Source organism: Rhizobium sp. K102, from assembly GCF_022385315.1.
In the GTDB taxonomy this organism is placed as follows: Bacteria; Pseudomonadota; Alphaproteobacteria; order Rhizobiales; family Rhizobiaceae; genus Rhizobium; species Rhizobium croatiense.
This window is the reverse complement of record NZ_CP092436.1, coordinates 1,481,502-1,507,333: the sequence shown is the minus strand read 5'-3', so window position 1 is coordinate 1,507,333 and position 25,832 is coordinate 1,481,502. Positions and strand designations below refer to the sequence as shown.

The 25,832-nt window shown below is 62.2% G+C and carries 25 protein-coding genes and 1 pseudogene; 20 read left to right on the top strand and 6 right to left on the bottom strand.

The genetic code is table 11. The features are described 5' to 3' along the window. The first annotated feature begins 5 nt into the window (after window positions 1–5). From MHI61_RS13240 to ugpC (MHI61_RS13230), 3 genes are read left to right on the top strand one after another with little or no spacing between them, the layout of a single operon-like run. A complete protein-coding gene (locus tag MHI61_RS13240; protein ID WP_009989437.1) occupies window positions 6–944 on the top strand; it encodes a sugar ABC transporter permease in 939 nt (312 codons plus the stop codon). Next, entirely contained in the window at window positions 937–1,785 is an 849-nt protein-coding gene (locus tag MHI61_RS13235; protein WP_239792338.1) for a carbohydrate ABC transporter permease, read from the top strand. The genes MHI61_RS13240 and MHI61_RS13235 overlap by 8 nt, the downstream gene beginning before the upstream one ends. A gap of 23 nt (window positions 1,786–1,808) precedes the next feature. After that, window positions 1,809–2,882 carry a sn-glycerol-3-phosphate ABC transporter ATP-binding protein UgpC gene (ugpC, locus tag MHI61_RS13230; RefSeq protein ID WP_239792337.1) on the top strand — a complete coding sequence of 358 codons (1,074 nt, stop codon included), beginning with the start codon at window positions 1,809–1,811 and terminating at the stop codon, window positions 2,880–2,882. 291 nt (window positions 2,883–3,173) lie between these two features. On the opposite strand, the gene kdgD is transcribed toward ugpC (MHI61_RS13230), so the two are convergent. From kdgD to MHI61_RS13215, 3 genes are all read right to left on the bottom strand, one after another. Further along, entirely contained in the window at window positions 3,174–4,100 is a 927-nt protein-coding gene (gene kdgD / locus MHI61_RS13225; RefSeq protein WP_239792336.1) for a 5-dehydro-4-deoxyglucarate dehydratase, read from the bottom strand. A gap of 36 nt (window positions 4,101–4,136) precedes the next feature. Continuing rightward, entirely contained in the window at window positions 4,137–5,111 is a 975-nt protein-coding gene (locus tag MHI61_RS13220) for a mannonate dehydratase (RefSeq protein WP_239792335.1), read from the bottom strand. A 64-nt stretch (window positions 5,112–5,175) separates the two neighbouring features. After that, window positions 5,176–5,886, bottom strand: a complete 711-nt coding sequence (locus tag MHI61_RS13215) for a FadR/GntR family transcriptional regulator (RefSeq protein WP_239792334.1) — start codon at window positions 5,884–5,886, stop codon at window positions 5,176–5,178. Window positions 5,887–6,017: 131 nt separating this feature from the next. On the opposite strand from MHI61_RS13215, the gene MHI61_RS13210 reads away from it, so the two are divergent. The 5 genes from MHI61_RS13210 to MHI61_RS13190 are packed head-to-tail and all read left to right on the top strand — an operon-like array spanning window position 6,018 to window position 11,148. Then, on the top strand, window positions 6,018–7,613 hold the full coding sequence (locus MHI61_RS13210; protein ID WP_239792333.1) for an ABC transporter substrate-binding protein: 1,596 nt from the start codon (window positions 6,018–6,020) through the stop codon (window positions 7,611–7,613). 20 nt (window positions 7,614–7,633) lie between these two features. Further along, window positions 7,634–8,662, top strand: coding sequence for an ABC transporter permease (locus tag MHI61_RS13205; RefSeq protein ID WP_239792332.1), 1,029 nt, complete (start codon window positions 7,634–7,636; stop codon window positions 8,660–8,662). Continuing rightward, window positions 8,659–9,561 (top strand): ABC transporter permease, encoded by a 903-nt coding sequence (locus tag MHI61_RS13200; protein WP_239792331.1) that lies wholly within the window; start codon window positions 8,659–8,661, stop codon window positions 9,559–9,561. Before MHI61_RS13205 ends, MHI61_RS13200 begins: the two co-directional genes overlap by 4 nt. Before the next feature lies 1 nt (window position 9,562). Then, window positions 9,563–10,408 carry an ABC transporter ATP-binding protein gene (locus tag MHI61_RS13195; RefSeq protein WP_239792330.1) on the top strand — a complete coding sequence of 282 codons (846 nt, stop codon included), beginning with the start codon at window positions 9,563–9,565 and terminating at the stop codon, window positions 10,406–10,408. Further along, a complete protein-coding gene (locus MHI61_RS13190; RefSeq protein ID WP_239792329.1) occupies window positions 10,405–11,148 on the top strand; it encodes an ABC transporter ATP-binding protein in 744 nt (247 codons plus the stop codon). The genes MHI61_RS13195 and MHI61_RS13190 overlap by 4 nt, the downstream gene beginning before the upstream one ends. Window positions 11,149–11,179: 31 nt before the next feature. Here the strand turns inward: MHI61_RS13190 and MHI61_RS13185 are convergent, their stop codons facing one another. Both MHI61_RS13185 and MHI61_RS13180 read right to left on the bottom strand, forming a co-directional pair. Next, a complete protein-coding gene (locus tag MHI61_RS13185; protein ID WP_239792328.1) occupies window positions 11,180–11,707 on the bottom strand; it encodes an NADPH-dependent FMN reductase in 528 nt (175 codons plus the stop codon). After that, on the bottom strand, window positions 11,704–12,759 hold the full coding sequence (locus MHI61_RS13180; protein ID WP_239792327.1) for a LacI family DNA-binding transcriptional regulator: 1,056 nt from the start codon (window positions 12,757–12,759) through the stop codon (window positions 11,704–11,706). Before MHI61_RS13180 ends, MHI61_RS13185 begins: the two co-directional genes overlap by 4 nt. 183 nt (window positions 12,760–12,942) lie before the next feature. On the opposite strand from MHI61_RS13180, the gene MHI61_RS13175 reads away from it, so the two are divergent. The 6 genes from MHI61_RS13175 to MHI61_RS13150 all read left to right on the top strand — a co-directional run bounded on the left by MHI61_RS13175 (window position 12,943) and on the right by MHI61_RS13150 (window position 20,706). Continuing rightward, window positions 12,943–15,465: a hypothetical protein gene (locus MHI61_RS13175; protein WP_239792326.1), complete on the top strand. Its 2,523-nt coding sequence runs from the start codon at window positions 12,943–12,945 to the stop codon at window positions 15,463–15,465. A gap of 66 nt (window positions 15,466–15,531) precedes the next feature. Next, entirely contained in the window at window positions 15,532–16,791 is a 1,260-nt protein-coding gene (locus MHI61_RS13170; protein ID WP_239792325.1) for an ABC transporter substrate-binding protein, read from the top strand. Window positions 16,792–16,803: 12 nt separating this feature from the next. Next, window positions 16,804–17,841, top strand: coding sequence for a sugar ABC transporter permease (locus MHI61_RS13165; RefSeq protein WP_239792324.1), 1,038 nt, complete (start codon window positions 16,804–16,806; stop codon window positions 17,839–17,841). After that, window positions 17,838–18,890: a carbohydrate ABC transporter permease gene (locus MHI61_RS13160; RefSeq protein ID WP_239792323.1), complete on the top strand. Its 1,053-nt coding sequence runs from the start codon at window positions 17,838–17,840 to the stop codon at window positions 18,888–18,890. The genes MHI61_RS13165 and MHI61_RS13160 overlap by 4 nt, the downstream gene beginning before the upstream one ends. A gap of 18 nt (window positions 18,891–18,908) precedes the next feature. Further along, the gene (gene ugpC / locus MHI61_RS13155; RefSeq protein ID WP_239792322.1) at window positions 18,909–19,988 is read left to right on the top strand and encodes a sn-glycerol-3-phosphate ABC transporter ATP-binding protein UgpC; all 1,080 of its coding nucleotides are present in this window, start codon (window positions 18,909–18,911) and stop codon (window positions 19,986–19,988) included. A 133-nt stretch (window positions 19,989–20,121) separates the two neighbouring features. Next, window positions 20,122–20,706 (top strand): hypothetical protein, encoded by a 585-nt coding sequence (locus tag MHI61_RS13150; RefSeq protein ID WP_239792321.1) that lies wholly within the window; start codon window positions 20,122–20,124, stop codon window positions 20,704–20,706. 57 nt (window positions 20,707–20,763) lie between these two features. Here MHI61_RS13150 and MHI61_RS13145 read toward each other — a convergent pair whose 3' ends face one another. Then, complete coding sequence (locus MHI61_RS13145; RefSeq protein WP_097608015.1) at window positions 20,764–20,946, bottom strand: hypothetical protein; 183 nt, start codon at window positions 20,944–20,946, stop codon at window positions 20,764–20,766. Window positions 20,947–21,322: 376 nt separating this feature from the next. Here MHI61_RS13145 and MHI61_RS13140 point away from each other — a divergent pair, with 376 nt between their 5' ends. The 6 genes and pseudogenes from MHI61_RS13140 to MHI61_RS13115 all read left to right on the top strand — a co-directional run bounded on the left by MHI61_RS13140 (window position 21,323) and on the right by MHI61_RS13115 (window position 25,819). Further along, complete coding sequence (locus tag MHI61_RS13140) at window positions 21,323–21,532, top strand: hypothetical protein (protein WP_064683680.1); 210 nt, start codon at window positions 21,323–21,325, stop codon at window positions 21,530–21,532. An 8-nt stretch (window positions 21,533–21,540) separates the two neighbouring features. Continuing rightward, window positions 21,541–21,915 (top strand): GFA family protein, encoded by a 375-nt coding sequence (locus tag MHI61_RS13135; RefSeq protein ID WP_239792320.1) that lies wholly within the window; start codon window positions 21,541–21,543, stop codon window positions 21,913–21,915. Between the two features lie 258 nt (window positions 21,916–22,173). After that, window positions 22,174–23,466 carry an efflux RND transporter periplasmic adaptor subunit gene (locus MHI61_RS13130; protein WP_239792319.1) on the top strand — a complete coding sequence of 431 codons (1,293 nt, stop codon included), beginning with the start codon at window positions 22,174–22,176 and terminating at the stop codon, window positions 23,464–23,466. Between the two features lie 12 nt (window positions 23,467–23,478). Then, on the top strand, window positions 23,479–24,195 hold the full coding sequence (locus MHI61_RS13125; protein ID WP_097608012.1) for an ABC transporter ATP-binding protein: 717 nt from the start codon (window positions 23,479–23,481) through the stop codon (window positions 24,193–24,195). After that, window positions 24,185–25,387, top strand: coding sequence for an ABC transporter permease (locus tag MHI61_RS13120; RefSeq protein WP_239792318.1), 1,203 nt, complete (start codon window positions 24,185–24,187; stop codon window positions 25,385–25,387). The genes MHI61_RS13125 and MHI61_RS13120 overlap by 11 nt, the downstream gene beginning before the upstream one ends. Window positions 25,388–25,460: 73 nt before the next feature. Continuing rightward, window positions 25,461–25,819, top strand: a pseudogene (locus tag MHI61_RS13115) (VOC family protein). Window positions 25,820–25,832: the final 13 nt, after the last annotated feature.

Below are 25,832 nucleotides of genomic sequence, written 5' to 3'. Positions count from 1 at the left end.
GATCCATGGCCAATATTTCAGTCCCCTCGATGACATCGGCTGCAAGGCCGGCCCGACGAGCCGCAAACCGGAAAAGCTCGGTCGCTCACGACCGGCTGGCCGTGCTGTTGCTCTTCCTGCCGCCGGCACTGCTGCTGTTCACGCTCTTCGTCATCATGCCGATGGGCGAGGCGGCCTGGTACAGCCTCTATAAATGGAACGGCTACGGCACGCCGACCGAGTTCATCGCCCTACGCAATTTCCAGGTCTTGTTCCGCAACGCGGCGTTTACCCAGGCGTTGGTCAATAACGGCCTGATCATCGTCATCTCGATCTGCATCCAGGTGCCGCTCGCCATCTGGCTTGCCACGATGCTCGCCCACCGCATTCCCGGCGTCGTCGGCTATCGCCTGATCTTCTTCCTGCCCTATGTGCTGGCAGATGTCGCCGCAGGCCTCATCTGGCGCTTCGTCTATGACGGCGATTACGGCCTGTTTGCCGCCATTTCCAACTTCTTCGGCTTCGCCAATCCTTATGTGCTCGCCGACAAGGACGTGGCGATCTACGCCGTGCTCGGCGTCGTCGTCTGGAAATATTTCGGCTTTCACATGATGCTGTTCATCGCCGGCCTGCAATCGGTCGACAAGAGCGTGCTGGAAGCGGCCGAAATCGACGGCGCCACCGGCTGGCAGAAATTCCGTTACGTCACCCTGCCGCTGCTCGGCTCGACCTTGCGCCTGTCGATCTTCTTTGCCGTCGTCGGCTCGCTGCAGCTCTTCGACATGATCATGCCGCTGACCGGCGGCGGACCGTCCAACTCCACCCAGACGATGGTCACCTTTCTCTACACCTATGGCGTCATGCGCATGCAGGTCGGCTTGGGTAGCGCCGTCGGCGTCGTGCTCTTCATCATCTGCGTGACGCTCGCCTTCGGTTACAAAAGGATCTTCATGCGCCATGACTGATATGAGCTCTTCCATCCGCATGCGCACGTCGACCCGCATCTATCTCTATGTGTCGCTGACCCTGATTGCCGCCATCGTACTGATCCCGCTGCTGACGACGGCGCTCGGCGGCTTCAAGACGCTGGGCGATTTGCGCACCAACCCCTTCGGCCTGCCGACGGAATGGCAGTGGACGAATTACACCGATATCCTCTTCGGCGAGCGTTACTGGCTGCAGATCGGCAATTCGCTTGTCATCGCAGCACTCACCGTGCTGCTGACGCTGATCGTCTCGTCGATGGCGGCCTTCGCCTTTGCCCATGTCCGTTTCTTCGGCTCGTCCTTCCTGCTCAATTATTTTCTGCTCGGCCTGATGTTTCCGGCGGCAACCGCGATCCTGCCGCTCTTCATCCGCATTCGCGATCTCGGCTTGCTGAACACCTATTGGGGCGTGGTGCTGCCGCAGGTGGCCTTCGGCCTCGGCATGAGCATCCTCTTGTTCCGGAATTATTTCCGCAATCTGCCGGAGGAGTTGTTTCAGGCGGCCTTCGTCGATGGTTGCGGTTATCTCAGGTTCTTCTGGCATATCTCGCTGCCGCTTTCCCGGCCGATCGTCGCCACCGTCAGCATCATCTCCTTCGTCGGCAGCTGGAACAGCTACATCCTGCCGCTGATCATGCTGAACTCGGAATCGAAATATCCCTGGCCGCTCGGCATCATGGTCTATCGCGGCGAATACGGCACGGAGTGGCAGCTGGTGCTGGCCTTCATCACCCTCACCATCCTGCCGACAATCATCGTCTTTTTCGTCGCCCAGCGGCACATCATCGCCGGCCTGACCGCCGGCGCCGTCAAGTCCTGAGCCGAACCATTGGAGTTGCAATCATGGCATCCGTTTCACTGCACGATGTAAGCAAGGCCTATGGCGCCGTCGACGTCATCCACGGCATTTCGCTCCATATCGAGGATGGCGAATTCGTCGCCCTCGTTGGCCCGTCCGGCTGCGGAAAATCGACGCTGCTGCGGATGATCGCCGGCCTGGAGGAGATCACCGACGGTGAGATCGCCATCGGTGGCAATATCGTCAACGCCATGACGCCGCGCGAGCGCAACATCGCCATGGTTTTCCAGTCCTACGCGCTCTATCCGCATATGACGGTCGCCGAAAACATGGGCTTCAACTTGAAGCTCGCCGGCGTTGTGAAACCCCAGATCGAGGCCCGCGTTGCCGAGGCCGCCCGTATGCTCGATCTTGCCGAGCTGCTCGACCGCAAGCCGGCCCAGCTTTCCGGCGGCCAGCGCCAGCGTGTCGCCATGGGCCGCGCCGTCGTCCGCAACCCGGCCGTTTTCCTGTTCGACGAGCCGCTCTCCAACCTCGATGCGAAGCTGCGGGTGCAGATGCGCTCGGAGATCAAGACGCTGCACCAGAAGGTGAAGACGACGTCGATCTATGTCACCCACGACCAGATCGAGGCGATGACGCTCGCCGACCGCATCGTCGTGCTCAATCAGGGCAGGGTGGAGCAGTCGGGCACGCCGCTCGAACTTTACAAGAAGCCGGCCAACCTCTTCGTCGCCGCCTTCATCGGCTCGCCGGCGATGAACATGCTCGACGGCACCGTGGAGGGTCAAAACGGCGCGCCCGCCGCCCGCCTCGAAGACGGCACGACAATCCGCATTGCCCCCGACCGCCGGGTCAGACCCGGCCAGGCCATCACCATCGGCCTGCGCCCCGAACATCTCGTTCCCGGCATATCGGCCGGCACACCGCTCGCCGGCCGAACCATGCTGGTGGAACCCACAGGCGCCCAGACCCATGTGGTCTTCGATCTCGCCGGCCAGCAGGTCACGGCAATCGTCGACGGCGAATATCCCGCCCGCTACGGCGCCGTCTTCGAGGCAAGCATCGCCAGCGACCAGGTGCATGTCTTCGACCGCGGCAGCGGGGTGGCGCTGTAGGCGCGGATTAGTCTGCGGGGATCGGAGAGGGTGCGGCAATTCCTCTTCTCCTCTCGGGGAGAAGGTACCGGCAGGCGGATGAGGGGGCGGAACGGCACCCCCTCACGCAAATTCGATTCCGGCACGCCGACGGAAATGTTGGGCCCAGCACCCCGCGCATGGTCGAGATGAGCCGGAGGAGAGACCGGCATCGCCGGCCCCCTCATCCGCCCTACGGGCACCTTCTCCCCGAGGGAAGAAGAGGGAATCGAGAGGGCGCGGCAGATACTCCTGCCGTCCCTCCGTCGGCGATTACTCCGCCGCAATCCGCGAGACGCCGTTGGCCTGCACGATCTTCTCCAGCAGCGCCAGTTCCTCCTGGGTCAGATCCGTCAAGGGCGGGCGAACCGGGCCGGGATTCTGGCCGAGGACGCGAAGCCCCGCCTTGATGATTGAGACGGCATAGCCCTTCTTGCGGTTGCGCAGGGCGACGAAGGGGAAGAAGAAGCTCTTGAGGATCTCGTCGACCGTCGCCTGGTCGCCGGTGCGCAAGGCGCCGTAAAAGCGCTGGGCGAGGGCGGGGACGAAGTTGAAGACGGCGGAGGAATAGGTGGTCACGCCGGCGGCGAAATAGGCTTGCGCATAAACCTCATGGGTCGGCATGCCGCCGACATAGACCAGGCGGTCGCCAAGCAGGGTGGTGATCTCGATGACCTTGTCGACATCGCCGACGCCGTCCTTGAAGCCGATCAGGTTCGGGCATTCCTCGGCAAGCCGGGCGATGCTGTCGGCTGTCAGGATGGCGTTGTCGCGGTTATAGACGATGACGCCGATGCCGACCGATTGGCAGACCGCCTTGACATGGGCGATCAGGCCGGCCTGTTCGGCAAACATCAGATAGGGCGGCAGCAGCAGCAGCCCGTCGGCCCCGGCCTTCTCGGCCGCCTGCGCAATCTCGATGGCAAGCGACGTGCCGTAGCCGGTTCCCGAGATGATCGGCGTATTGCCGGCCGATGCCTTGGCGGCTCGGACGACCTGCGGAATCTCGCTCGGATTGAGCGAGAAGAACTCGCCAGTGCCGCCGGCCGCAAACAAAGCGGCGGCGTCATAACCGGCAAGCCACTCGACATGGCGGCGGTACTTCGCCTCGTCGAATTTCAGCTGGTCGTCGAAATGGGTGACGGGAAACGAGAGCAGACCACTGCCGACGGCCTTCTTCAATTCAGTCGGGTTCATCATCAAGTCCTATTCCTTACGTGTTGAAAATTGGCCGCCTCAGGCGCTCTCGAGCACTTGCAGAAGTGCAGCGATATAGCCGTAGCAAAAGGCGAATGCGGTGGCGGAAGGATCCTTGCCACTGACGGTCGGCACATGGTCGGGCATCAGCATGTATTTGAAGCCGACTTCCTTGTAGATCCTTGCCGAGCGAACCATGTCCATGTCGCCTTCGTCGGGGAAAGTCTCCATGAAGGAAAGCTTGCCGCCGCGAATATTGCGGAAGTGGACGTTGAAGATCTTGTTGCGCTGACCAAACCAGCGAATGACGTCGTCGATCTCCTCGCCAGGATTTTCGAGCATCTCGCCGATCGATCCCTGGCAGAAATTCAGGCCGTGATAGGGATTTTCGCGCATCAGCACGAACTTCTTCAGACCTTCCACCGTGCCGAGCACGCGGGTGACGCCGCGATAGCCGGGCGGCGTATAGGGATCGTGCGGGTGGCAGGCGAGCCGGACGCGATTGCTTTCGGCGACCGGCACGACCCGTTCGAGGAAATAATCGATCCGTTCCCAGTTGTCGTCCTCGGAGAGTACGCCGGCAAGACCGGGTGCGGCCTGCTGGTCGGTCTTTTCCCAGCGGAAGCTGGCATTCATCGAGCCGCCGCGTCCCGGTTCATCCGGCGTGCGGGGAATGCCGATCAGGTTGAGATTATATTTCACCGCCGGAATGCCGGCCTTTTCGACATTCTCGATCATCGTGCAGACGGCGTCGATCTGCCGGTCGCGCTCTGGGCCGGCGAGCAGAATATCGGGATAAGACGCCTTCTCGATTGGCTGCGAGGGCAGGGGCAGCTGGATCATGTCGAGGATCAGGCCGAAGCTTTCGACCTTGTCGCGGTGACGCTCGATGTCGGCAAGCGTCCAGCTGCTCGGCTTGCCCGGCGGATCGGCGCTGATATGCTTCACGCCCAATTGCGCGAAGATCCGATAGTCGTCATCGTCGCGCGCCGCCACCTGTGTTCCCAGATACATCAGAGACCTCTCAAAATTCAACAATGTCATATGACATAATATGAATTTCGGAGGGTGTCGAGCCCTATTGCTGCTCCGCGAGCATCCGATAGCGCCTTTGGCTCGCCATCAGATGGGCGCGCATCGCCTGGCGGGCACGGTCCGGATCCTGATCGGCGATCGCCGAGAGGATCTCGACATGTTCGGCATAGACCTTTTGCAGATAATCGCGGTCGTTGGCTTCGGGAAGCGTCGGGAATTGGCCGCGGGGGATGGCGCGGGGGCCGAAATGGCGCAGCACGTCGACATAAAATCGGTTGTTGGTGGCCGCGGCGATCGCCATGTGGAAAGCATAATCTGCCTCGACGGTATGCTGCCCGCTCTCGATCAGCTGCGCCATTTTGCGGTTGGCCTCGCGGATCGCGGCCTCCTGCTCGGCGGTGCGGCGATAGGCGGCAATTGCCGCCGCTTCGCCCTCTGTCGCCATGCGAAACTCCAGCAATTCAAGGGTTTCCGGAATGCTTTTGATTTCCACCGGCGTCAACGACATCGCCGAATGAACCTTCGGATCCGCGACGAAAACACCTTTGCCTTGGATCGGCCTGACGAAACCCGCAGCCCTCAGATCGGCGATCGCCTCGCGCACCACGGTGCGGCTGACGCCGAAGGTCGATTCGAGCTGCGGCTCGGTCGGCAGCTGGTCGCCGACGCGCAATTTCCCTGTCTCGATTTGTGCCCGCAGCTGATCGATGACCTGCTGCGCCAGTCTTTGCCGCCCGCGGCCGAGTGTCGTCATTGCTTATTCCCCAGTTCCTTCGCCTCAAGTCTTCCGCACGGCTCTTGCAAATCATTTTGGACTTCGCTAATCATAATACGACATACGGACGACATAATATGTCTCTTATAGTAATCCAGGGAGGAGTGACAATGAAACATTTTTCTAAAAGCCTGTTCGTCGGCGCCGTCATCGGCTCGCTGACGATCGCTGCGCCGCTCTCGCACGCCGCCACGCCGAGGGATCAGCTGGTGATCGGCACATCGCTGGCCCAGGTCCTGTCGCTCGATCCGCATCAGGCGACCGAGGGCAAGGCGGTTGAGATCATGTCCAATCTCTACGACCGGCTGGTCAACAGCACGCCGGATGGCAAGATCGCGCCGCAGCTGGCCGAAAGCTGGAAGGTCGATGACAAGGGCATCACCTTCACCCTGCGTCAGGCCAATTTCGCCTCCGGCAATCCGGTGACCTCGAAGGATGTCGTCTATTCGCTGGGACGGCTTTTGAAGCTCGACCAGGCGGCCGCCGCCAACCTCAAGCGCATCGGCTACGACAAGACCAATGTCGACAAGCTCGTAACGGCCGTCGACGACAAGACCGTGCGCATCGATTTTTCCGGCCAAGTGACGGCCGAAATGCTGCTCTATCGCTTGACGACCTCGACCACCAGCGTTGTCGACAGCGTCGAGGTTGAGAAGCACGTCACCGACAATGATTACGGCAATGCCTGGATGCGCACGCATTCGGCCGGCTCAGGTCCGTTCACCCTCAATCGCTGGTCGCCGAACGAACTCGTCATCCTCGATGCCAACAAGGATTACGTCACCGGCGCACCGAAGATGAAGCGCGTTATCGTCCGGCATGTTCCCGAAAGCCAGGTCGAGCGGCTGATGCTCGAGCGCGGCGACATCGATATCGCCAGCGCGCTGACCGCAGCCGATCTCGCGACCTTCAAGGACAAAAAGGGCTTTACCATCCAGCGCATCCCAACAGGCGGCTTCTACGTGCTGTCGATGAATGCCGGCAACCAGTACCTCTCCAACCCGAAGGTCCGCGAGGCGATCGCCTACGGCATCGATTACAAGGGCATCGAGAAGACGATCATGGGTCCTTATGGGCGCGCGAGAACCGTTCCCGTGCCGGAAAATTTCGAATATGCGATCCCGAGCCCCGATTGGCATCTCGACGTCGAGAAGTCCAAGCAGCTGCTGACTGAGGCAGGCTACAAGGACGGCTTCTCGCTGACGCTGAAGACCATCGCGCAGACGCCGCGCATCGATCTGGCGACCGCCATCCAGGCATCGCTCGCCCAGGTCGGCATCAAGGTCGACATCCAGCAGGGCAACGGCTCGGAAATCATCGCTGCCCACCGCGCCCGGGATTTCGATCTGCTGATCCCGCAGACCAGCGCCTATATGCCGAATGTGCTCGGCTCGATGGAGCAGTTCTCGTCCAATCCCGACAATTCGAAGGAAGCCAACAATGCCGGCAACTTCGTCTGGCGTTCGGCCTGGGACATTCCCGAACTCACGGCTTTGACGGCCAAGGCTTCGATGGAGCCGGATCCGAAGAAGCGCGGCGAGCTTTATGGTCAGATGCAGAAGATGTTCGTCGAACAGAAGCCGGCGGTTCTGCCGATGTTCGAGCGCTTCGAGCCGATCGTCCTGTCGAGCAAGGTTGAGGGTTATATCGGTCATCCGACGCAGCTGACGCGCCTCGAGAACGTCACGAAGTCTGAAACCCAGTAATACTCCCGAGGCAGCCGATCATGAAGGAACTCTCTGTAGCCGAATTTGGCCGACGCCTGGCGCATCTGCTGGTCAGCCTGTTCATCCTCTTGTGTGTGACCTTCGTGATCGGCCGCGTCCTGCCCACGGATCCCGTCGGCGCCATCGTCGGCGAACTCGCCGATCCCGCCGCCTATGCGGCGATGCGGACGCGCCTGGGGCTGGATCTGCCAATCTATCAGCAGTTCTTCCTCTATCTGAACGGGCTCGCCCATGGTGATTTCGGCACGGCTGTGCTCACCGGCAATCCCGTTTCTTCGGACCTCGCACAGGCCTTTCCCGCGACATTCGAACTGGCGACGCTCGCGGTGATCATTTCGACCTTCGTCGGCGTGCCGCTCGGCCTGGTCGCGGCGCTGTTTCGCGACAGCCCGATCGACAAGATCGCCCGGGTTGTCGCCCTCGTCGGCCATTCGATCCCGGTGTTCTGGTTCGGCATCGTCGGACTCGTCATCTTCTATGCCGGCCTGAACTGGGTCGGCGGGCCGGGCAGGGTCGATGTCTTCTACGAAGGGCTTGTCACGCCGCAGACCGGCCTGCTGCTGGTCGACAGCCTGCTGCAGGGCGAGACGGAAATCTTCTGGAACGCGCTCGGTCACATCATCCTGCCGGCCTTCATCCTGGCTTATGCCGCCATGGCCTACATCACCCGCATGACCCGCAGCTTCACGCTGGAGCAGCTGAGCCAGGATTATGTCATCGCCGCCCGCGCCAAGGGTGTGAGCCCGACCGGCACGGTGCTGCGCCATGTCCTGCCGAATATCGCGGTGCAGCTGATCACCATCCTCGCCATTTCCTATGGCGGGCTGCTCGAAGGTGCCGTCGTCACCGAGATCGTCTTCTCCTGGCCGGGCATCGGCCAATATATGACGAACGCGCTGATGATCGGCGATATGAACGCCATCGTCGCAGCCACCATCATCGTGGGATTCATCTTCATGTTTTTGAACTTCCTGGCCGACGTCGCCTACGCCGTGCTCGATCCGCGCATGCGGGAGGCAACCCGATGAGCGACGCCGTCCACAGCGAGATCCAGATCCGTCCGCCGAGCATGCCGAGCCGCGTTGCCGCCTCGTTCGGCCGCGCCGGCCGCAAATTGGCCGATGAGCCGCTCGGTCTTGCCGGCTTCGTCATTCTCGGCCTGCTCTGCATCGTCGCGATTTTCGCGCCGCTTCTGGCGCCCTACGATCCCGCCATCCAGTCGCTCGGCGATGCCTTGCAGCCCCCCAGCCTCGCGCATCTGGCCGGCACCGACGAATTCGGCCGCGATATTCTGAGCCGGCTGATCTTCGGCACGCGCATCACGATCCAGACGGTGCTGTCGGTGTCCTTGATCGTCGGCCCGATCGGCCTGCTGATCGGCATCGTCGCCGGTTTCTTCGGCGGCAACACCGATGCCTTTCTGATGCGCGCCACCGATATCGTGCTCTCCTTTCCGTCGCTGATCCTGGCGCTCGCCTTTGCCGCCGCCCTCGGCGCCGGCCTCGGCACGGCGATCATCGCCATCTCGCTCACCGCCTGGCCGCCGATCGCCCGGCTTGCCCGCGCCGAGGCCCTTGTCGTCAGAAACGCTGATTATGTGGTCGCCGCCCGCCTGTATGGCGCCTCGGCGATGCGCATCCTGCTTCTCTATATCGCGCCGATGTGCATTCCATCGGTCGTCGTTCGCCTGACCCTCAATATGGCGGGCATCATCCTGACAGCGGCCTCGCTCGGCTTTCTCGGCCTCGGTGCCCAGCCGCCGGCGCCCGAATGGGGCGCGATGATCTCCAACGGCCGCAAGTTCATGCTCGATTACTGGTGGGTCGCGGTCATGCCGGGCATCGCCATCCTGCTGACCAGCCTTGCCTTCAACATCGCCGGAGATGCTCTGCGCGACATTCTGGATCCCCGCCATGCAAGGTCGTGAAATGAATGATCGTGATCTTCACCCCGTTCTATCGGTCAAGGACCTGAGCGTCCGCTTCGGACGGGGCGCCGTGCCCGCCGTCTCCAATGTCAGTTTCGACGTCGGACGCGAACGCGTCGGCATCGTCGGCGAATCCGGTTCCGGCAAGTCAACGACGGGGCGCGCCGTCATGCGCCTGCTGCCGCCGGCCGCGGTGGTCGCCGCTGAGCGCCTCGATCTTGCCGGCAGTTCGCTGCTTGCCAAGACCGAACGTCAGATGGGTGCGCTCCGCGGCAAGGACATCGCGCTGATCATGCAGGATCCGCGTTATTCCCTGAACCCGGTCTTGTCGATCGGCAAGCAGATTGCCGAAGCCGCCCGTCTTCATCTCGGCCTTCGCGGCAACCGGGCGCAGGATGCCGTCCGCGCCATGCTCGAGCGCGTGCGCATCACCGATCCCGACCGGGTCATGGCGCTTTACCCCCATCAGATCTCCGGCGGCATGGGCCAGCGCGTGATGATCGCCATGATGCTGCTGGCGCGGCCGAAGCTTGTCATCGCCGACGAGCCGACCTCGGCGCTCGATGTCAGCGTGCGAAAGGATGTGCTGCTGCTGCTCGATGAGCTGGTGCGCGAGAACAATTCCGGCCTGCTTTTGATTAGCCACGATATCCGCATGGTCGCGGCCTTCTGCGAGCGCATCATCGTCATGTATGCCGGACGCATCGTCGAGACGCTGACCAGTCTCGAAGAGGCACGCCATCCCTATACACGCGGGCTGATATCGGCGCTGCCCGACCCGAAGAACCCCGTCCGCCGACTCGCTGTTCTCGACCGGGCGAAACTCGATCTGGAGGCGGCGCAATGATCAATGTGCGTGATCTCGATGTCGTTTTCTCCTCCGGCAAGAACAGCAACCATGTCGTCAGGGGCATCAGCTTTCAGGTCAGCCCGGGCGAGACGCTCGGCATCGTCGGCGAATCCGGCTGCGGCAAATCGACGGTGCTGCGCTGCCTCGCGGGCATGGAGGCCGGTTGGACCGGTCAGATCGAGCTTGGCGGCAAACCGATCGGCAAGAAGCGCTCCCGCGAGGAACTGACGTCGGCCCAGATGGTGTTTCAGGATCCTTACGGCTCGCTGCATCCCCGTCATCGCATCGGCACCGCGCTTGCCGAGCCGCTGCGCGCCATGCGCCATTCCGATATCTGGTCGAAGGTCGAAAGGGCCCTGATCCAGGTGGGACTGCCGGCAAGCTTCGCAAACCGGTTTCCACATGAGCTTTCCGGCGGCCAGCGGCAGCGCGTGGCGATCGCCCGGGCGCTGATCCTGTCACCGCCCATCCTGCTGCTGGACGAGCCGACATCGGCGCTCGACGTCTCCGTTCAGGCCGAAATCCTCAACCTGCTTGCCGATCAGCGCGAGGAAAAGGGACTGACCTATTTGCTCGTCAGCCACGATCTCGCGGTCATCGCCCATATGTGCGACCGGGTGCTGATCATGAAGAACGGCGGCTTCGTCGATGAACTCACCAAGGCGGATCTGCAGGCCGGCACCACCCATGATGCCTATGCGCGCGAGCTGTTCGAGGCGAGCTTCATCGAAGCCTGACGGGATCCGAACCGCTGCGTAAGGCAAAACGTCAGGCCGGTTTGCAATAATTTGCGAAAGCGTCGAGGAACCGGCGCATCTCCTCCTGAGGCCGAGGCGCGGAAAGCTGCGCTGCAACCTCATCAGGTAATAGTTTCATCAGAGGAAGCCGGAGGAAGAGCTCCTCGTTGAATCGCTCACTGAGCGTGGCGAGAATGACGCGAAGCTGGGCCAGCATGTCATCGCCTCTGTGCGACGCATGCACGAGCACGATCGGCTTGCCGATCACCTCGTTGCGGGAGACGAGCCAGTCGATGGCATTCTTCAGGCCGCCCGGGATTGATCGGATATATTCGGGGCTCGCCAGGATCAGGCCATCCGCATCCGCGATCGCCTGAGCAAGAGCCGACACGGCAGGCGGCGGTTCCAGCTCCAGGTCGGGCGAAAATACCGGTAGTTCACCCACACGGTCATAGACCGAAAGCCCATGCGTCCGGCCGGCAGCTGCTTGCAGAGCATGGAGGAGGGCGGTGTTTGTCGAGGCTCGACGGGCGCTTCCGGATATTGCCAGGAATTTCATGACGGCAGCCCAGCCTCCTGGGAGCGGCTGACGGCTGCGACACTGCTCCTTTCGACGAGATGGCAGGCGAGCTCGACGCGCCGGCGCGGTGCGGCAAGGCCGAGCATCATGTCGCGCAACAGATCGAGCGCGGTGGCGCCGAGTTCGCGCATCGGGATATGCACGCTCGACAGCGGCGGATTGAGAAAGGCCGATTGCGGCAGGTCGTCGATGCCCATGACGGAAATGTCCTGTGGTACCGCATATCCCATCGCCTGCAATCCACGCATGGCGCCGTTGGCAAGGCTGTCGCCCGCCGTCAGGATGGCGGTGAAGGTGAGACCTTGGTCGCGAACGAGGCGGGTGATGGCTTCGGCGCCCAGTTCCGGCAGCCAGTCGTCGACCTCGAGCACCAGCTCGGCACCGGCCTTCAGCCCGTGATGCAGCAGGGCATCGCGCCAGCCCTCCAGACGCCGCTCGATCGTCCGCCGGCCCGGCCGCAGCATGAAAAGGATCTGCCGATGCCCGGCCTTGATCAGCCGCTCGGCAGCGATGAAGGCGGCCGAGCGGTTGCAGGGCGTCACACTTGAAAGCCGCATATAGGGATCGTCGGTATTCACCAGCACGACCGGTTTCCCCAAGCCCGCGGCCGCCGCCAGCATATCCTCCTCGTCGACGGTCAGGATCAGCATGCCGCCAAAGCTCGGATCGTCGCGCATCTCGGCAATGACGCGGGCTTCGTCTGCCTTGTCGGCGACCGGGCGCATCGCCATCTCGATGCCGAGCGCGGCCGCGCGCGCATTCAGGCCTTCGAGGACGTAGAGGGTGAACTGATTGCGGACATAATCGATCATCGCCGCGCCAGAGGCGACGAGCATCACCTTCTTGCCGGCGACACTCGCCGGCAAGGCGTAGCTGACGGCACTGGCCGTTTCCAGCACCAGTTTGCGGATTTCGGGCCTGACGCCCTTTTCACCCGCGAGCGCCCGCGACACGGTGCTGATCGATACGCCGCACCGGGCGGCGATGTCGTCGAGGCGCGTGCGCCTGCCTTTCTTTTGATCCGGGGCCATGTCGTTTTCCTCCCGCTCCTTTATGCAAAAATCTTTCAGATTGCGCAAATGGAATGCCTATGCACAATTGCCATTGAGGAGTCCGCGACAAGCGGCAAAGCAGGGAGGCTTTGAAGATGCGGCTTGACCGCCATCCATGCGTCGGGGTTTTCTCGGAAATCCCAAGGCCGGAGCCGATTTCAGATGGCCGCTGAGCAGCAAGCCCATCTCCGCCGCGATACCGCAAAGAATAGCCCGATCGTCTATTGGCAGCTCGGCCATCTCTCGCAGGCGCGCTACGATGTCGCCGACCGTCCGATGGAAGGCAGGATGGATCCGTTTTTCTTCGTTACCAAGACGAAGAATTTCATTCCGCATGAATATCCCTGCCGCACCGAATTCAAGGCTACTTTCGCGGGCCGGCGGCCGCAACCGGCAGCCGAATTCGAGGCCATCCGCTGGTGGCTCCCCTTTGCCTCGCCGCGTGTCGATCTCTCCGGCTTCTGGTTTCGCCCGACACGCATCGGCTGCTGGGCGCGCACGTTCCTCGATGCCCGCACGGCCGGGCCAGCCACGCTTCGCCTATCGACCTGCGGCGGCGCCATCCTCTTCGTCAATGGCAGCGAGCAGGGCTTCATGGCGCCTTACGAGCGCAACCTCGAAGCCCAGGTGACCTTCGAGGTCGAGCTGACGGCCGGCCTCAACGAGATCCGCATCTATTTCGACGATCTGTCCGAGCGCGACGCCCGCTTCTATTTCGAGCTGGACTATCTCGACGGGCCGGAAGTCGAAACATCACTTCCCGTTCCGATCGCCGCCGATGAGGCGGACGGGCTGGAGGCGATCCTCGAAGGCATGCGCTTCGATCGCACCGCCTATCTCGGCGAGGCCGTGACGATCCTGTTTCCCGCGCCGCTGCCGGTGGCGCTGAGCTGCCATGTCGAGATCGAAGGCGACTTCATGTCGGTCGAGCGCTTCGACTATGATTTCGCGCTGGCGAAAGGCGCAACCAAGCTGGAACTCGGTACTTCGGCGCGCATGCCCGCCGATTTCCGCCATTTCCGCATCACCTTCAAAACCGGTACGCTGTCCGTCGCCCGCACCCTCGGCGTCGAGATCTGTCATCCCCAACGCCAGGGGCAAGCACCGGCTGCGCTGGAAGATCGCATCGGCGAGGCGCTGGCCGAGGTCGCCGCCCATTCCGAGCCCGATACCGTCTGCGCTTTCGCCCGTCTGGCGCTAGGGCAAAGCGGCGAGGAGACCGAGGCGATGATTTCGGCCATGCTGCCGGTCATCGAGGATTGTCATGACTGCGCCGATTTCGTGCTGGTGCCGCTGCTCTTCGCCTATACGCGCTGGAGCGATCATCTGTCACCGGAACTGTGCGCCAGGATCGAGCAGGCGGTTCTCCGCTACCGCTATTGGATGGACGAGCCGGGCAACGACGTTCAGTGGTATTTTTCGGAAAACCACGCGCTGCTCTTCCACACCGCCGCCTATCTCGGCGGCAGGCTGTTCCCCGATGCCGTTTTCGTCCGTTCAGGCCGCACCGGCGCCGAGCAGATGAAGGTCGGCGAGGAGCGGGTTCGCGCCTGGCTCGATCATTTCGAGCGCTGGGAAATGGCCGAGTGGAATTCCGTTCCCTACTTCCCGATCGACCTGAAGGGCCTGACGGCGCTCGCCGCCTGTGCGCCGGATGAGACGATCCGCGCCCGCGCCAATGCCAGCATCGTCCGCCTGATGGAGATCGTCGCCCGCTCCGCCCATCACGGCATGCTGACCGGCAGCCAGGGCCGCTCCTATGAACATACGCTGCGTCCCGGCCGCTCGGTCGAGCTGTCGGCCATCGCCCGGCTGCTCTGGGGCCGTGGCTGGTACGGCCGGCGTGTCCACGCGCTGCCGCAGCTTGCCGTCTGCATCCGCGATCATGGCCTGCATTTCCCGAAGGCGCTTGCTGAAATCGCCGCGCACCGTTCCGACGACGCGCAGGAATGGACCTTTTCCCAGGGCGAGAACCGGTTCGCCGCCCTCTATCACTACAAGACGCGCGACACCGCGCTCGGCACCATCGCCCATTATCGCCCCGGCGCCTGGGGCTACCAGGAGACGGTGCTGCACCTGCGCTTGGGTGAGCGGCCGGAAGCGCAGATCTGGATCAATCATCCCGGCGAAACCATCCAGTTCGGTTACGGTCGGCCGAGCTTCTGGGGCGGCTGCGGAACGTTGCCGCGCGTGCATCAATATCGCGATCTGGCCATTCTCGATTTCAACATCCATGAGGGGCAGCCGGATTTCACTCATGCCTGGTTCCCGCTGGAGGCCTTCGACGAGACGGCGGTCGACGGCAATCTGGCGCTCGCCCGCTCCGGCGGCGGCCTCGCCATGCTGATCGGCAACGGACCGCTGGAGCCGGTAAAGCACGGCCCGACCACGGATGTCGAGCTGCGGCTCTCCGGCCGCCAGGGCCGCTGGATCGTCCGCCTCTCCGATCTCGGTCGTGAGGGCGGCCTGGATGGGATGCGGGGTCGTTTCGCCGCGATCTCGGCCCGGCGGGACGGCGAGGGCGGATTGATCGTCATCGATCCGGATTACGGCGAGGTCGTCTTCGAGGAGGACGGCACCGTGCGTGCCGAAGGCCGCATTCTTCGTCCGTCGGACTGGTCGGTCAGGGGAGACGCGGTACATCTTAAGATACCGGGCAGGCAGCCTCGGCGAGCGGCCTCGTAGACGACATGTCCGGCAGGTGGAGGACCCAGCCGGGCGCGGGAATTCATCGGTCAAGAGGAGGAGAAAATGACTAGAATGAAATCGATCGGTGCGGCTTTTGCTGCGGTTCTCTTGAGTTCCGTCGCCGCCAATGCCGGCGACGTGCGCATCATGTGGTATTCCGACGGCGGCGAGGGCGCGGTCATCAAGGACCTGCTGTCACGTTTCTCCAAGGCCAATCCCGACGTCAACGTCATCCTCGACGAAGTCTCCTACGACGTCGTCAAGGAGCAGCTGCCGGTGCAGCTCGAAGCCGGCAAGGGGCCTGACATTGCCCGCGTCACCAATCTGAAGGCGCAGGCGCAGCACTGGCTCGATCTTCGCCCGCTGCTGGCCGATGCGAAATATTGGGACGACAATTTCGGCGCCCAAGCCGACTGGATGCGCCCCGACGGTTCGAATGCCATCACCGGCTTCATGACCCAGCTGACGCTGACCGGCGGCTTCGTTAACAAGACGCTTTTCGAGCAGGCCGGTGTCGAAATCCCCGGCCCGAAGGCCACCTGGGATGACTGGGCAGCGGCCGCCAAGAAGGTCGCCGACAGCCAGAAGGTCTTCGCCATGGCGATCGACCGCTCAGGCCACCGCGTCACCGGCCCGAATATCTCTTACGGCGCCAACTACATCGGCGCTGACGGCAAGCCGGCGCCGATCGATCAGGGCGCCAAGGAATTCCTCAGCCGCTTCGTCAAATGGAACGAGGAGGGCATCGTCAACAAGGATGTCTGGGTGAGTGCGGCCGGCACCACCTATCGCGCCGCGGCCGAGGACTTCATCAATGGCGGCCTTGCCTATTATTACTCCGGCAGCTGGCAGATTTCCGCCTTCGCCCAGAAGATCGGCGACAGTTTCGACTGGGTGATGGCGGGAAGCCCGTGCGGCACGGCCGCCTGCACCGGCATGCTGGGCGGCGCCGGTCTGGTCGCCGTCAAATACACCCAGAATCCCAAGGACGTCGCCAAGGTGATGGATTACCTGGCAAGCGCCGACGTGCAGAAGGAATTTGCCGAGCGCAGCCTGTTCATTCCGGCGCATAAGGGTGTCGCCGCCGGCCAGATGGACTTCAAGACCGACAATGCGCATGTGCAGGCGGCGCTGAAGGCCTTCGTCGAATCGGCCGGCCAGACGGCCGCACCCGCAGTCAAACTGCCGGGCTGGAAGTGGTCGGACGCCTATTACAGCGCCATCGTCGCCCGCATCAGCCAGGTGATCGCCGGCGAAATGAAACTCGACGACGCCTATGCCCGCATCGACGAGGACATCAAGGCCAAGGTCGGCGCCAACTGACGGGAAAAACGGATGGCGGACGAGACGGTTTCTTCCGTACCACCGGCCAAGGCCGGACTGCGGCAGGCGTTTCTGGCGCCTGTCCGGCTAGTCATGGGGCTCGTCGACGTGCCCATGCGCGCCTGGCAGAAGCTGACGGGCCTCAACGGCATGGCGGGCGTCTTCCTGGCGCCCAACATGCTGATCTTCACCGTCTTCGTGCTCCTGCCGCTGGTCATCAACTTCATCTATTCGACGACCAGCGGCGGCGGCATTTTCCTGCCGAACAGGACCTATGTCGGCGCCGAACAATACCGCATTCTCTTCGATTGCGGCTCCTATCTAGACCCCTCGACCTGTGCGGCCGACACCTTCTGGGCGGCGGTGCGCAACACTGCCGTCTTCGTCGTCTTCCAGGTGACGGCGATGCTGATCGCAGCGCTGGCGACGGCCTTGATTCTCAACCGCGAGCTTTCCAATCGCGGCTTCTGGCGCGCCGTCTTCTTCTTCCCGGTGTTGCTGTCGCCTGTTGTCGTCGGGCTGATCTGGAAATGGATCCTGCAGCGAGAGGGGCTGTTGAACTATGCGTTAAGCCCCTTCGGTTTCGAGCCCTTCTCCTGGCTCAGCGATCGTTTCTGGGCCTTCTTCTTCGCCGTCTTCGTCTCGGTCTGGGCGCATATGGGCTTTTATGCACTGATCCTGCTTGCCGGCCTGCAGGCTATCCCGAAGGATCTCTATGAGGCGGCGGCGATGGACAAGGCGAGCCCCACCCGCATCTTTCGGCGCATCACCCTGCCGCTTTTGATGCCGAACCTCATCGTCGTCCTGGTTCTGGCGCTGATCCGCGCCGTGCAGATCTTCGACGAGGTCTTCGTGCTCACAGGCGGAGGCCCCGGCACCAGCACTATGTACATCACCCAGTATATTTACGAGACCGGCTTTGCGAGTTCGCTGCGCAATCCTGGGCTTGCGTCGGCCGCCTCGATCCTGATGGGCATCGTGCTCGTCATCCTGACGCTGATCCAGCTCGCCGCAAGCAGCCGTAACGAGAAGAAGGGGAAACGCCAATGAGCGCCGTCGGCGCCTTTCTGCTTCGCCGCCGCGGCGGCCGGGGCTGGCACTGGACTGACGTCGTCACCTGGATCTGGCTGATCTCGGGCGTCTTGCTGATGTTCGGCCCGGCCGTCTGGCTGGTCTTCTCCTCCTTCAAGACGCCGGCCGCCCTTGCCGAATTCCCGCCCTCCGTACTGCCCTATGTCACCGAGCAGGCTGTCGTGCCCGGCTATGATAAGCCATTGCCGCTCTATAACGTTGTAATGCCGGATGGCAGCAGCCGCGTGCTTGCTGAAGTCCGTCGCATCGGTATCATGGGCCAGATGGTCGATCCGAAACAGCCGGGTGAAATCGCCAAAGTCAATATCAAGGATCGTACGCCGGTGCGTAAGGTCGAATTCGCCGCCGGCAACTACACCGAACCATTCCAGCGCTTCGATTTCCTCCTGTTCCTGCGCAACTCGGTCTTCGTCACGGTGACGGCGACGGCAATCACGCTGCTTGTCAATTCCATGGCCGCCTTCGCGCTGTCGAAATACCAGTTCCCCGGCCGCACTGCCGTCATGCTGATGATCCTGGCGACGCTGATGGTACCGCTCTCGGTCATCGTCGTGCCGCTCTATTCGGTCATCGGCACGTTGAACCTCTTCGACAGTCTCTGGGGCGTGATCCTGCCGACGGTCGCCACCCCGACCGGGGTCTTCCTGCTGCGGCAATATATGCTGACGATCCCCGACGAATTGATCGACGCGGCGCGCATGGATAAGGCCAGCGAATGGCAGATCTACTGGCGCATCATCCTGCCGCTATCGGCGCCGGCGCTCGCGGTGCTGGCAATCTTCTCGGTCGTCTGGCGCTGGAACGACTTCCTCTGGCCGCTGATCGTGCTGTCGCGCAAGGAACTCTATACGCTGCAGGTCGGCCTCAACGTCTATGCCGGCGAGCTCAATGTGCAATGGCACTATATCCTCGCCATGACCGTCGTCTCGATGATCCCCGTGGTGCTGATCTTCGTCTTCCTGCAGCGCTTCATCACCACGGGCATTGCCGGCTCCGGACTGAAATAAGATGACAGAGGAGAGTGCATGAGCGGCCTTGAGCTCAGAAATATCGTCAAGAATTTCGGCGCCGTCGAGGTCATCCGCGATGTCTCGCTTGCCGTCAATGACGGCGAGTTCGTCGCCTTCGTCGGCCCTTCCGGCTGCGGGAAATCGACGCTGCTGCGTCTGATTGCCGGTCTCGACAAGCCCACAGGCGGCAGCATCGCCATCGACGGCAAGGATGTGACAGCCATCGGCGCTGCCGATCGCGGCCTTGCCATGGTCTTCCAGTCCTATGCGCTCTATCCGCATATGAGCGTGCGGGAAAATCTGGCTTTCGGCCTGGAGAATACCAAAGTGGCGAAGCCCGAGATCGAAGCGCGAATTACCGACGCCGCCCGCATGTTGGAGATCGAGCCATTTCTGCAGCGCCGTCCGGGTCAGCTCTCCGGCGGCCAGCGCCAGCGCGTCGCGATCGGCCGCGCCATCGTCCGCCGTCCCGATGCCTTCCTGCTCGACGAACCACTGTCCAATCTCGACGCCGAGCTGCGCGTCACCATGCGCGCGGAGCTTGCCGCGCTTCACGCCCGTCTGAAGGCAACGATGATCTACGTCACCCACGACCAGGTCGAGGCGATGACACTTGCCAACCGCATCGTCGTGCTGAGAAGCGGCCGGATCGAACAGATCGGAACGCCGTTGGAACTCTACAACAAGCCGGCCAACCGCTTCGTCGCCGGCTTCATCGGCGCGCCGCACATGAATTTCCTGGAAGGCTCGATCATCGGCCACGAAAACGGTTTTGCCGAGGTCGAAACCGTCGGCGGCCATCGTCTTTCAGTCATTGCCAAGGAGACGCTTCCGGCGGGCGAAAGGGTCAGCATCGGCATCCGGCCACAGCACATCACTCTGGCCGATGGAGCCGCCGCAGGCCGGCTGGACACGCGGATCACCCTTGTCGAGGAACTGGGGTCCGAAACCGTCGTCCACACCGATGCCTCAGGCAAGAAACTGATCGCCGTCTTTGCCGGCCAGCAGAGGATGAAATCCGGCGACAGTCTGCCTCTGAACTTCGACCCGGCTGTGCTGCACCTTTTTGGCGAGGATGGGCGACGTTTGTCATGAGATCAAGGATCGTCCGAGCGCGCTTCAGAATGGATCGATCTACAGGAGTTCTATAGCTTCCCGTGATCCTTGACAAAGAATCGTATACTCGCACTTCAACTTTAAGTTGAAATTGTTTTCGCGTAGATCGCTGATGAATACACCAAAGAGCGCAGGTAAAAAGGAACGAGAGGTGGGCAAGGAAATGCGACGCCAGCTCTTGTTGCTTCTCTTTGCGGTGTTAGTTGCACTTGTTATTGCAGTTTTGGCATATGGCTTCTTTTTGTTGAATGTTGAGACTGCGTGTCATTTAGCATCAAACAGTATGTACATGAGAATTTGGCCGCCCAATCTTCAGGATGCCGATGTCCTGCTGGGGGCTGGATATGCGAGGCATGATAGCTGCATACTGCTTTCCACGCGCTCCGTGATCAGCGCTGTCATGCTGATCTATTTTATCTACCTGCTTGTCAGCCAAGTATGGGTTAAGGACACCAGCTATGTCCCAAAACTTATTCCCATATCTGTATTTTTGTTTTTGGGGTATCTGTACACCTCTACAGAGGTAATCTCAACGGCACCGGCTAGCATATATTCTATTAGCACGCATTCTGGTGTTGAGGTAAATCTTATTAAGAGCTACGTTAAGATATGCGGTTTATACATCGGACTTTCGTTGTTCATTCAAAGGATGTTCGCGTTGCTTCGCGTTAAATTTAATACGGGCAGGGAGCGGTGACCGCTTCCGAAAGAGGCCCGCGCCGAAGCACGGGCCAAATTTGCTACCAGGACAGCCTCAGTGGCTGTTCTTGTGGCTTTGTTGACCAGCCTTTACATGCTGTTCATGGCTGCCGCCGCGGGATCCGCTGGACTGCGCGTCGCGGCCACCGGAAGAGGCGTTGCGGGTATTGGAGTCGTTCTTGTGACTCTGCTGCCCGGCCTTGACGTGCTGTTCGTGGGTTCCACCTTGGTTTGCCATTTGGTTCTCCTTGGTTTCGAACTGAGGCCACGTCGACCTCGTGTTGACAACCGCGCTTCGGCGCATGCGTTCCGCATTTTAATATTTCGTGATGTCGCCGGAGAGTGCGATGAGGCGGCGGACCGGGCGGGTAGGGAGCTCGTCTGCCATTTCGTCGGCCATCGGGAGAAAGCGGAAAAATCCCTATGTTCTCCAGCACCGCCGCGTCCGCTTGGCGCGGCCCGCAACCTCGCTTCGAAAACCGCGTATCGGCGAAAAGGTTCCCGCAAAATCAGCCGCATTCCTTTCGGTTCACCCTCCCGATACGGCCCGTCAACTCCTTTCCAAATCGAAGGGCCGCTCTAGCTTAAAAGAGACCCGATGAAAGGAGGAAACCATGACCGACGCACCGAAAATGGCGACCCCGGCGCGAAGAGTTCTGCGTGGCCGCCCCTACAGCTTCAGCGAATTCGCCAGGAAATACCGGTTGGACGACAAGGAGGCCAAGCGTCTCTATGAGAAATTCGGTCCCTCCGCCACCGAACTCGATCTGCTGATGGCGGCAAAGCGGCGCCCGCCGGGGCTGCCCACCAGTCTCGATTCCTGACGGTCGCGATGCGGAGGCGAAGCGGAAGCTGCCTTTGCGGGGCGGTCGTCTACAGAGTCGAAGGCGAGCCGCTCCGCGTCGGCCTCTGTCATTGCGCCGATTGCCGCAAATCGAGCGGTTCCGCCTTCGTCTTCTTCGCGGTCTGGCCCCGCGGCGCCTTCTCGCACAGTGGCGAGATCTCAACCTTTGCCGGCCGCAGCTTCTGCCCCGCCTGCGGCGGTAGGCTTTTCTGCTTGCAGGAGGCGACGGTGGAAATCCGTCTCGGTTCGCTCGACAGTCCACCGACAGACCTTGAGCCGGATCAGGAGCTTTGGATCAAGCGGCGCGAAGCCTGGCTGCGTGAGTTGCCGGGCGCGGGGCAATATGCCGAGGATGCCGATTGACAGGCGCTGAAGCGTGCCGCTTTCCGATCGCTTACCAGGCCTCAGCCCTTGTTTCTCCGCATCTCGTGATTTCAAGCGGCTGCCCATTTTCGGGCGATAAGCTCTGTCGCGCCGAAAAACTTGACTTTTCTTACCAATATTTCATTTCGCCCGTCCGCAATTCCGTGCCAGTTCGGCGGCAACGCTAATTCCCGGTTCATCTGCAGTGTGATTAGTTCATTGCAGGGCCGAGGCGGCCACTGACTGATCGAGGATGACATGAACAAAATCGTGAGCGGCAACGAAACCGGAGCAAAGGCGGGCGCGACGCCCGACCTCGCAGCGGTTCTTGCCGCATCGGGAAAGCGGGACAAGCGCAGCCGCTGGCGCGGACGCCTGCTCATCCTGCTGATCCTCGCCGTTGCCGCCGCGGCTGCCGCTTATTTCTACGCCGGCAGCGGGCAAAGCGAAGTGAGCTACACGACGCAGCCGGCAAAACGCGGCGCCCTGACGGTGCTCGTCACCGCCACCGGCTCGGTGCAGCCGACCGAGCAGGTGGATATATCGAGCGAGCTTTCCGGCACGGTCCGCGACGTCAACGTCGATTATAACAGCACGATCAAGGCGGGTGACGTGCTAGCGCAGCTCGACACCAACAAGCTCGAGGCGGATGTGAAGAGTTCGCGCGCCAAGGTCAATTCGGCCAAGGCGAACGTCGCCAAGGCCAATGCCGATCTCGAATCGGCAAGCACCTCGCTCGAGCGGCTGAAGAGCCTGGTCAGGAGTAATGTCTCCACCCAGCAGAGCCTCGACGATGCCACCTACAAATATGATTCCGCTGTCGCCGCCAAACAGATCAACGAAGCCGAGGTGCTCGCCTCGGAAGCCGACCTGCAGCTTGCCGAGGTCAATCTCGCCAAGGCTAAGATCATCTCGCCGATTGATGGCGTCATCCTCACCCGCTCGGTCAATCCCGGCGCCACCGTCGCAGCCTCGCTTTCGGCGCCGATCCTCTTCACCATCGCCGGCGACCTGAAGAAGATGGAGTTGCAGGTCGATGTCGACGAGGCCGATGTTGGCAAGATCGCCGTCGGCCAGAAGGCGAAATTTACCGTCGACGCCTATCCCGACCGGTCCTTCCCCGCCGAGATCGAGCAGATCCGCTTCGCCTCCGAAGTGGTCAACAACGTCGTGACCTACAAGGCGGTCCTCTCCGTCGACAATGCCGACCTGCTGCTGCGCCCCGGCATGACGGCGACCGCCGATATCACTGTCGAGGCCGTAAAGGATACGCTGATGGTGCCGAATGCCGCGCTGCGTTACGCTCCGCCGCAGGCCGAACGGCGCGGCCGCGGTATTCTGGGGATCTTCGGCCCGCCCCGCCGGCGCGGCGGCAATTCGGCCAAGGCGCTGACGGGAACGGAGCGCCGCGTCTGGGTGCTGCGCGACGGCCGCTCCACGCCTGTCGTCATCCAGGTCGGCTCGTCCGACGGCCAGTTCACCCAGGTCGTCTCCGGCGAAATCAAGGAAAGCGATGCGCTGGTGACCGACGCTGCAGTGCGGACGAATTAGGCGGAGAGACGGATGACAAGCCCGCCGCTCATCGAATTCAGGCAGGTCTCGAAAATCTACGGCGAGGGCGAGGCGGCGATCCGCGCCCTCGACCATGTCGACCTGGCGATCGCCGCCCACGAATTCGTCGCGATCATGGGGCCATCCGGCTCCGGCAAGTCGACGGCGATGAACATCCTCGGCTGCCTCGACGTGCCGACGTCGGGCGAGTACGTCTTCCAAGGTATTGCGACCAGCGACTTCGACCGCAGCCATCTGACGCTCTTGCGCCGCCATATGCTCGGTTTTGTCTTCCAGGGCTTCAATCTCCTGTCGCGCACCTCGGCGGTCGAAAACGTCGAACTGCCGCTGATCTATCGCGGCATGGCGGTGCGTGAGCGGCGCGAACGGGCGCGCGAGGCGCTGGCGCTGGTCGGCCTGTCCGGCCGCGAACATCACAAGACCCAGGAACTGTCAGGCGGCCAGCAGCAGCGCGTCGCCATTGCCCGCGCCATCGTCACCGAACCGGCGCTGCTGCTCGCCGATGAGCCTACCGGCAATCTCGACACCAAGACCAGCGTCGAGATCATGGATCTGCTGACACGGCTGAACCGCGAGCAGGGCATCACCATCGTCATGGTCACCCACGAGCCCGATATCGCCGCCTATGCCGAGCGGCTGCTCAGGTTTGTCGACGGCAAGCTGGAGACCGAGGTCGAGCACCGGAGGAGGGCGGATCATGTTCTTTGAGACGCTGAAACTTGCGCTGCGCGCCATCAGCCGCAACATGCTGCGCTCCTTCCTGACCGTGCTCGGCGTCGTCATCGGCGTGGCCGCCGTCATCGCGCTGGTGACGATTGGCAACGGCACGACCGCGCAGGTCTCGACCGAATTGTCGCGGCTCGGCACCAACATGCTGTTCGTCCGTCCCGGCCAGTTCGGCCCCGGCCGGGCAAGCTCCGAGGCCAAGCGCTTCAGCGTCAAGGACGTCGCCGCGATCCGCGACCAGATCGGCGGCTTGAGGGCGGTGGCGCCGCTTAATCAGTCGACGGCTACGGTCATTTTTGGCGGCCAGAATCATTCCACCAGCGTTTATGGCACCACCAACGACTATTTCATCGCGCAGGACTGGAACCTGGCGCTCGGCCGCAATTTCAGCCCCGCCGAGGAACGCGGCCAGTCCCGCTGCATCATTGGCGAGACGGTGCGCTCGCAGCTCTTCGGCGCCGCCGACCCGATCGGCCAGCAGATCCGTGTCGGCAAGGTTTCATGCCCTGTCGTCGGCGTGCTCGCCAGGCGTGGCCAGTCCGGCATGGGCACCGATCAGGACGATGTCGTCATCATGCCGGTCAAGGTGTTCCAGCGGCGCATCAGCGGCAACAGCAACGTGCCGCAGATCGTCATCTCGGCGCGCGACGGCGTGTCGACTGCCAAGGTGCAGTCCGATGTCGAAAACCTGCTGCGCGAACGCCGCAAGATCATTCCCGGCCGGCAGGACGATTTCAACGTCAACGACATGACGCAGATCGCCGAGGCGATGACCGGAACGACGACGCTGCTCACCGGCCTGCTCGGCGCGGTCGCCGCCATCAGCCTGCTCGTCGGCGGCATCGGCATCATGAACATCATGCTGGTCTCCGTCACCGAACGCACCCGCGAAATCGGCATTCGCCTGGCGATCGGCGCGCTCGAAAGCCAGGTGCTCACCCAGTTCCTGGTCGAAGCGGTGGCGCTGTCGCTCTTCGGTGGCATCACTGGCATTGTGCTCGGCCTCAGCCTCGGCCTGGTGGCGGTCACCCTCCTGAAAGTCCCCTTCGTCTTCAGCCCCCTGATGGTCGCCGTCGCCTTCCTCTTCTCCGCCGCAATCGGCATGATCTTCGGCTATTTCCCGGCAAGACGGGCCGCCCAGTTGAACCCGATCGAGGCGCTGCGGCACGAGTGAAGCGGCGTGGCAAAACGCGCGATGTCCCGCTACTCCTATCAATCGGATGCAAGCGCTATCGGAGGTCCGCATCATGCCGCTCAACAGGCTGGTGATCTACGCTGGGAATGTCGAGGAAATGGCACGGTTTTATGAGAAGCACTTCGGCTTCACGACGACACGTCTGCCGGGCGACCGGATCGTTGAACTTGTCGCTCAGGACGGTGGCGCCAATATAATGCTTCATCCGGCCGCCAAGGGACAGCGGGGCGGCCAATCCATCGTCAAGCTCATCTTCGACGTGGAGGATGTCGAGGCCTTTTGCAGGCGTTGCGCGGAGAACGGCCTTGAGTTCGGTGTTCTCCATCAAGCCGACGGCTATGTGTTCGCCAATGCCAAAGACCCTGACAAAATTCGATTTCGGTGTCCAGCCGGGCTTTTCGCGAGAGCTGACTGAGGGGCAGGT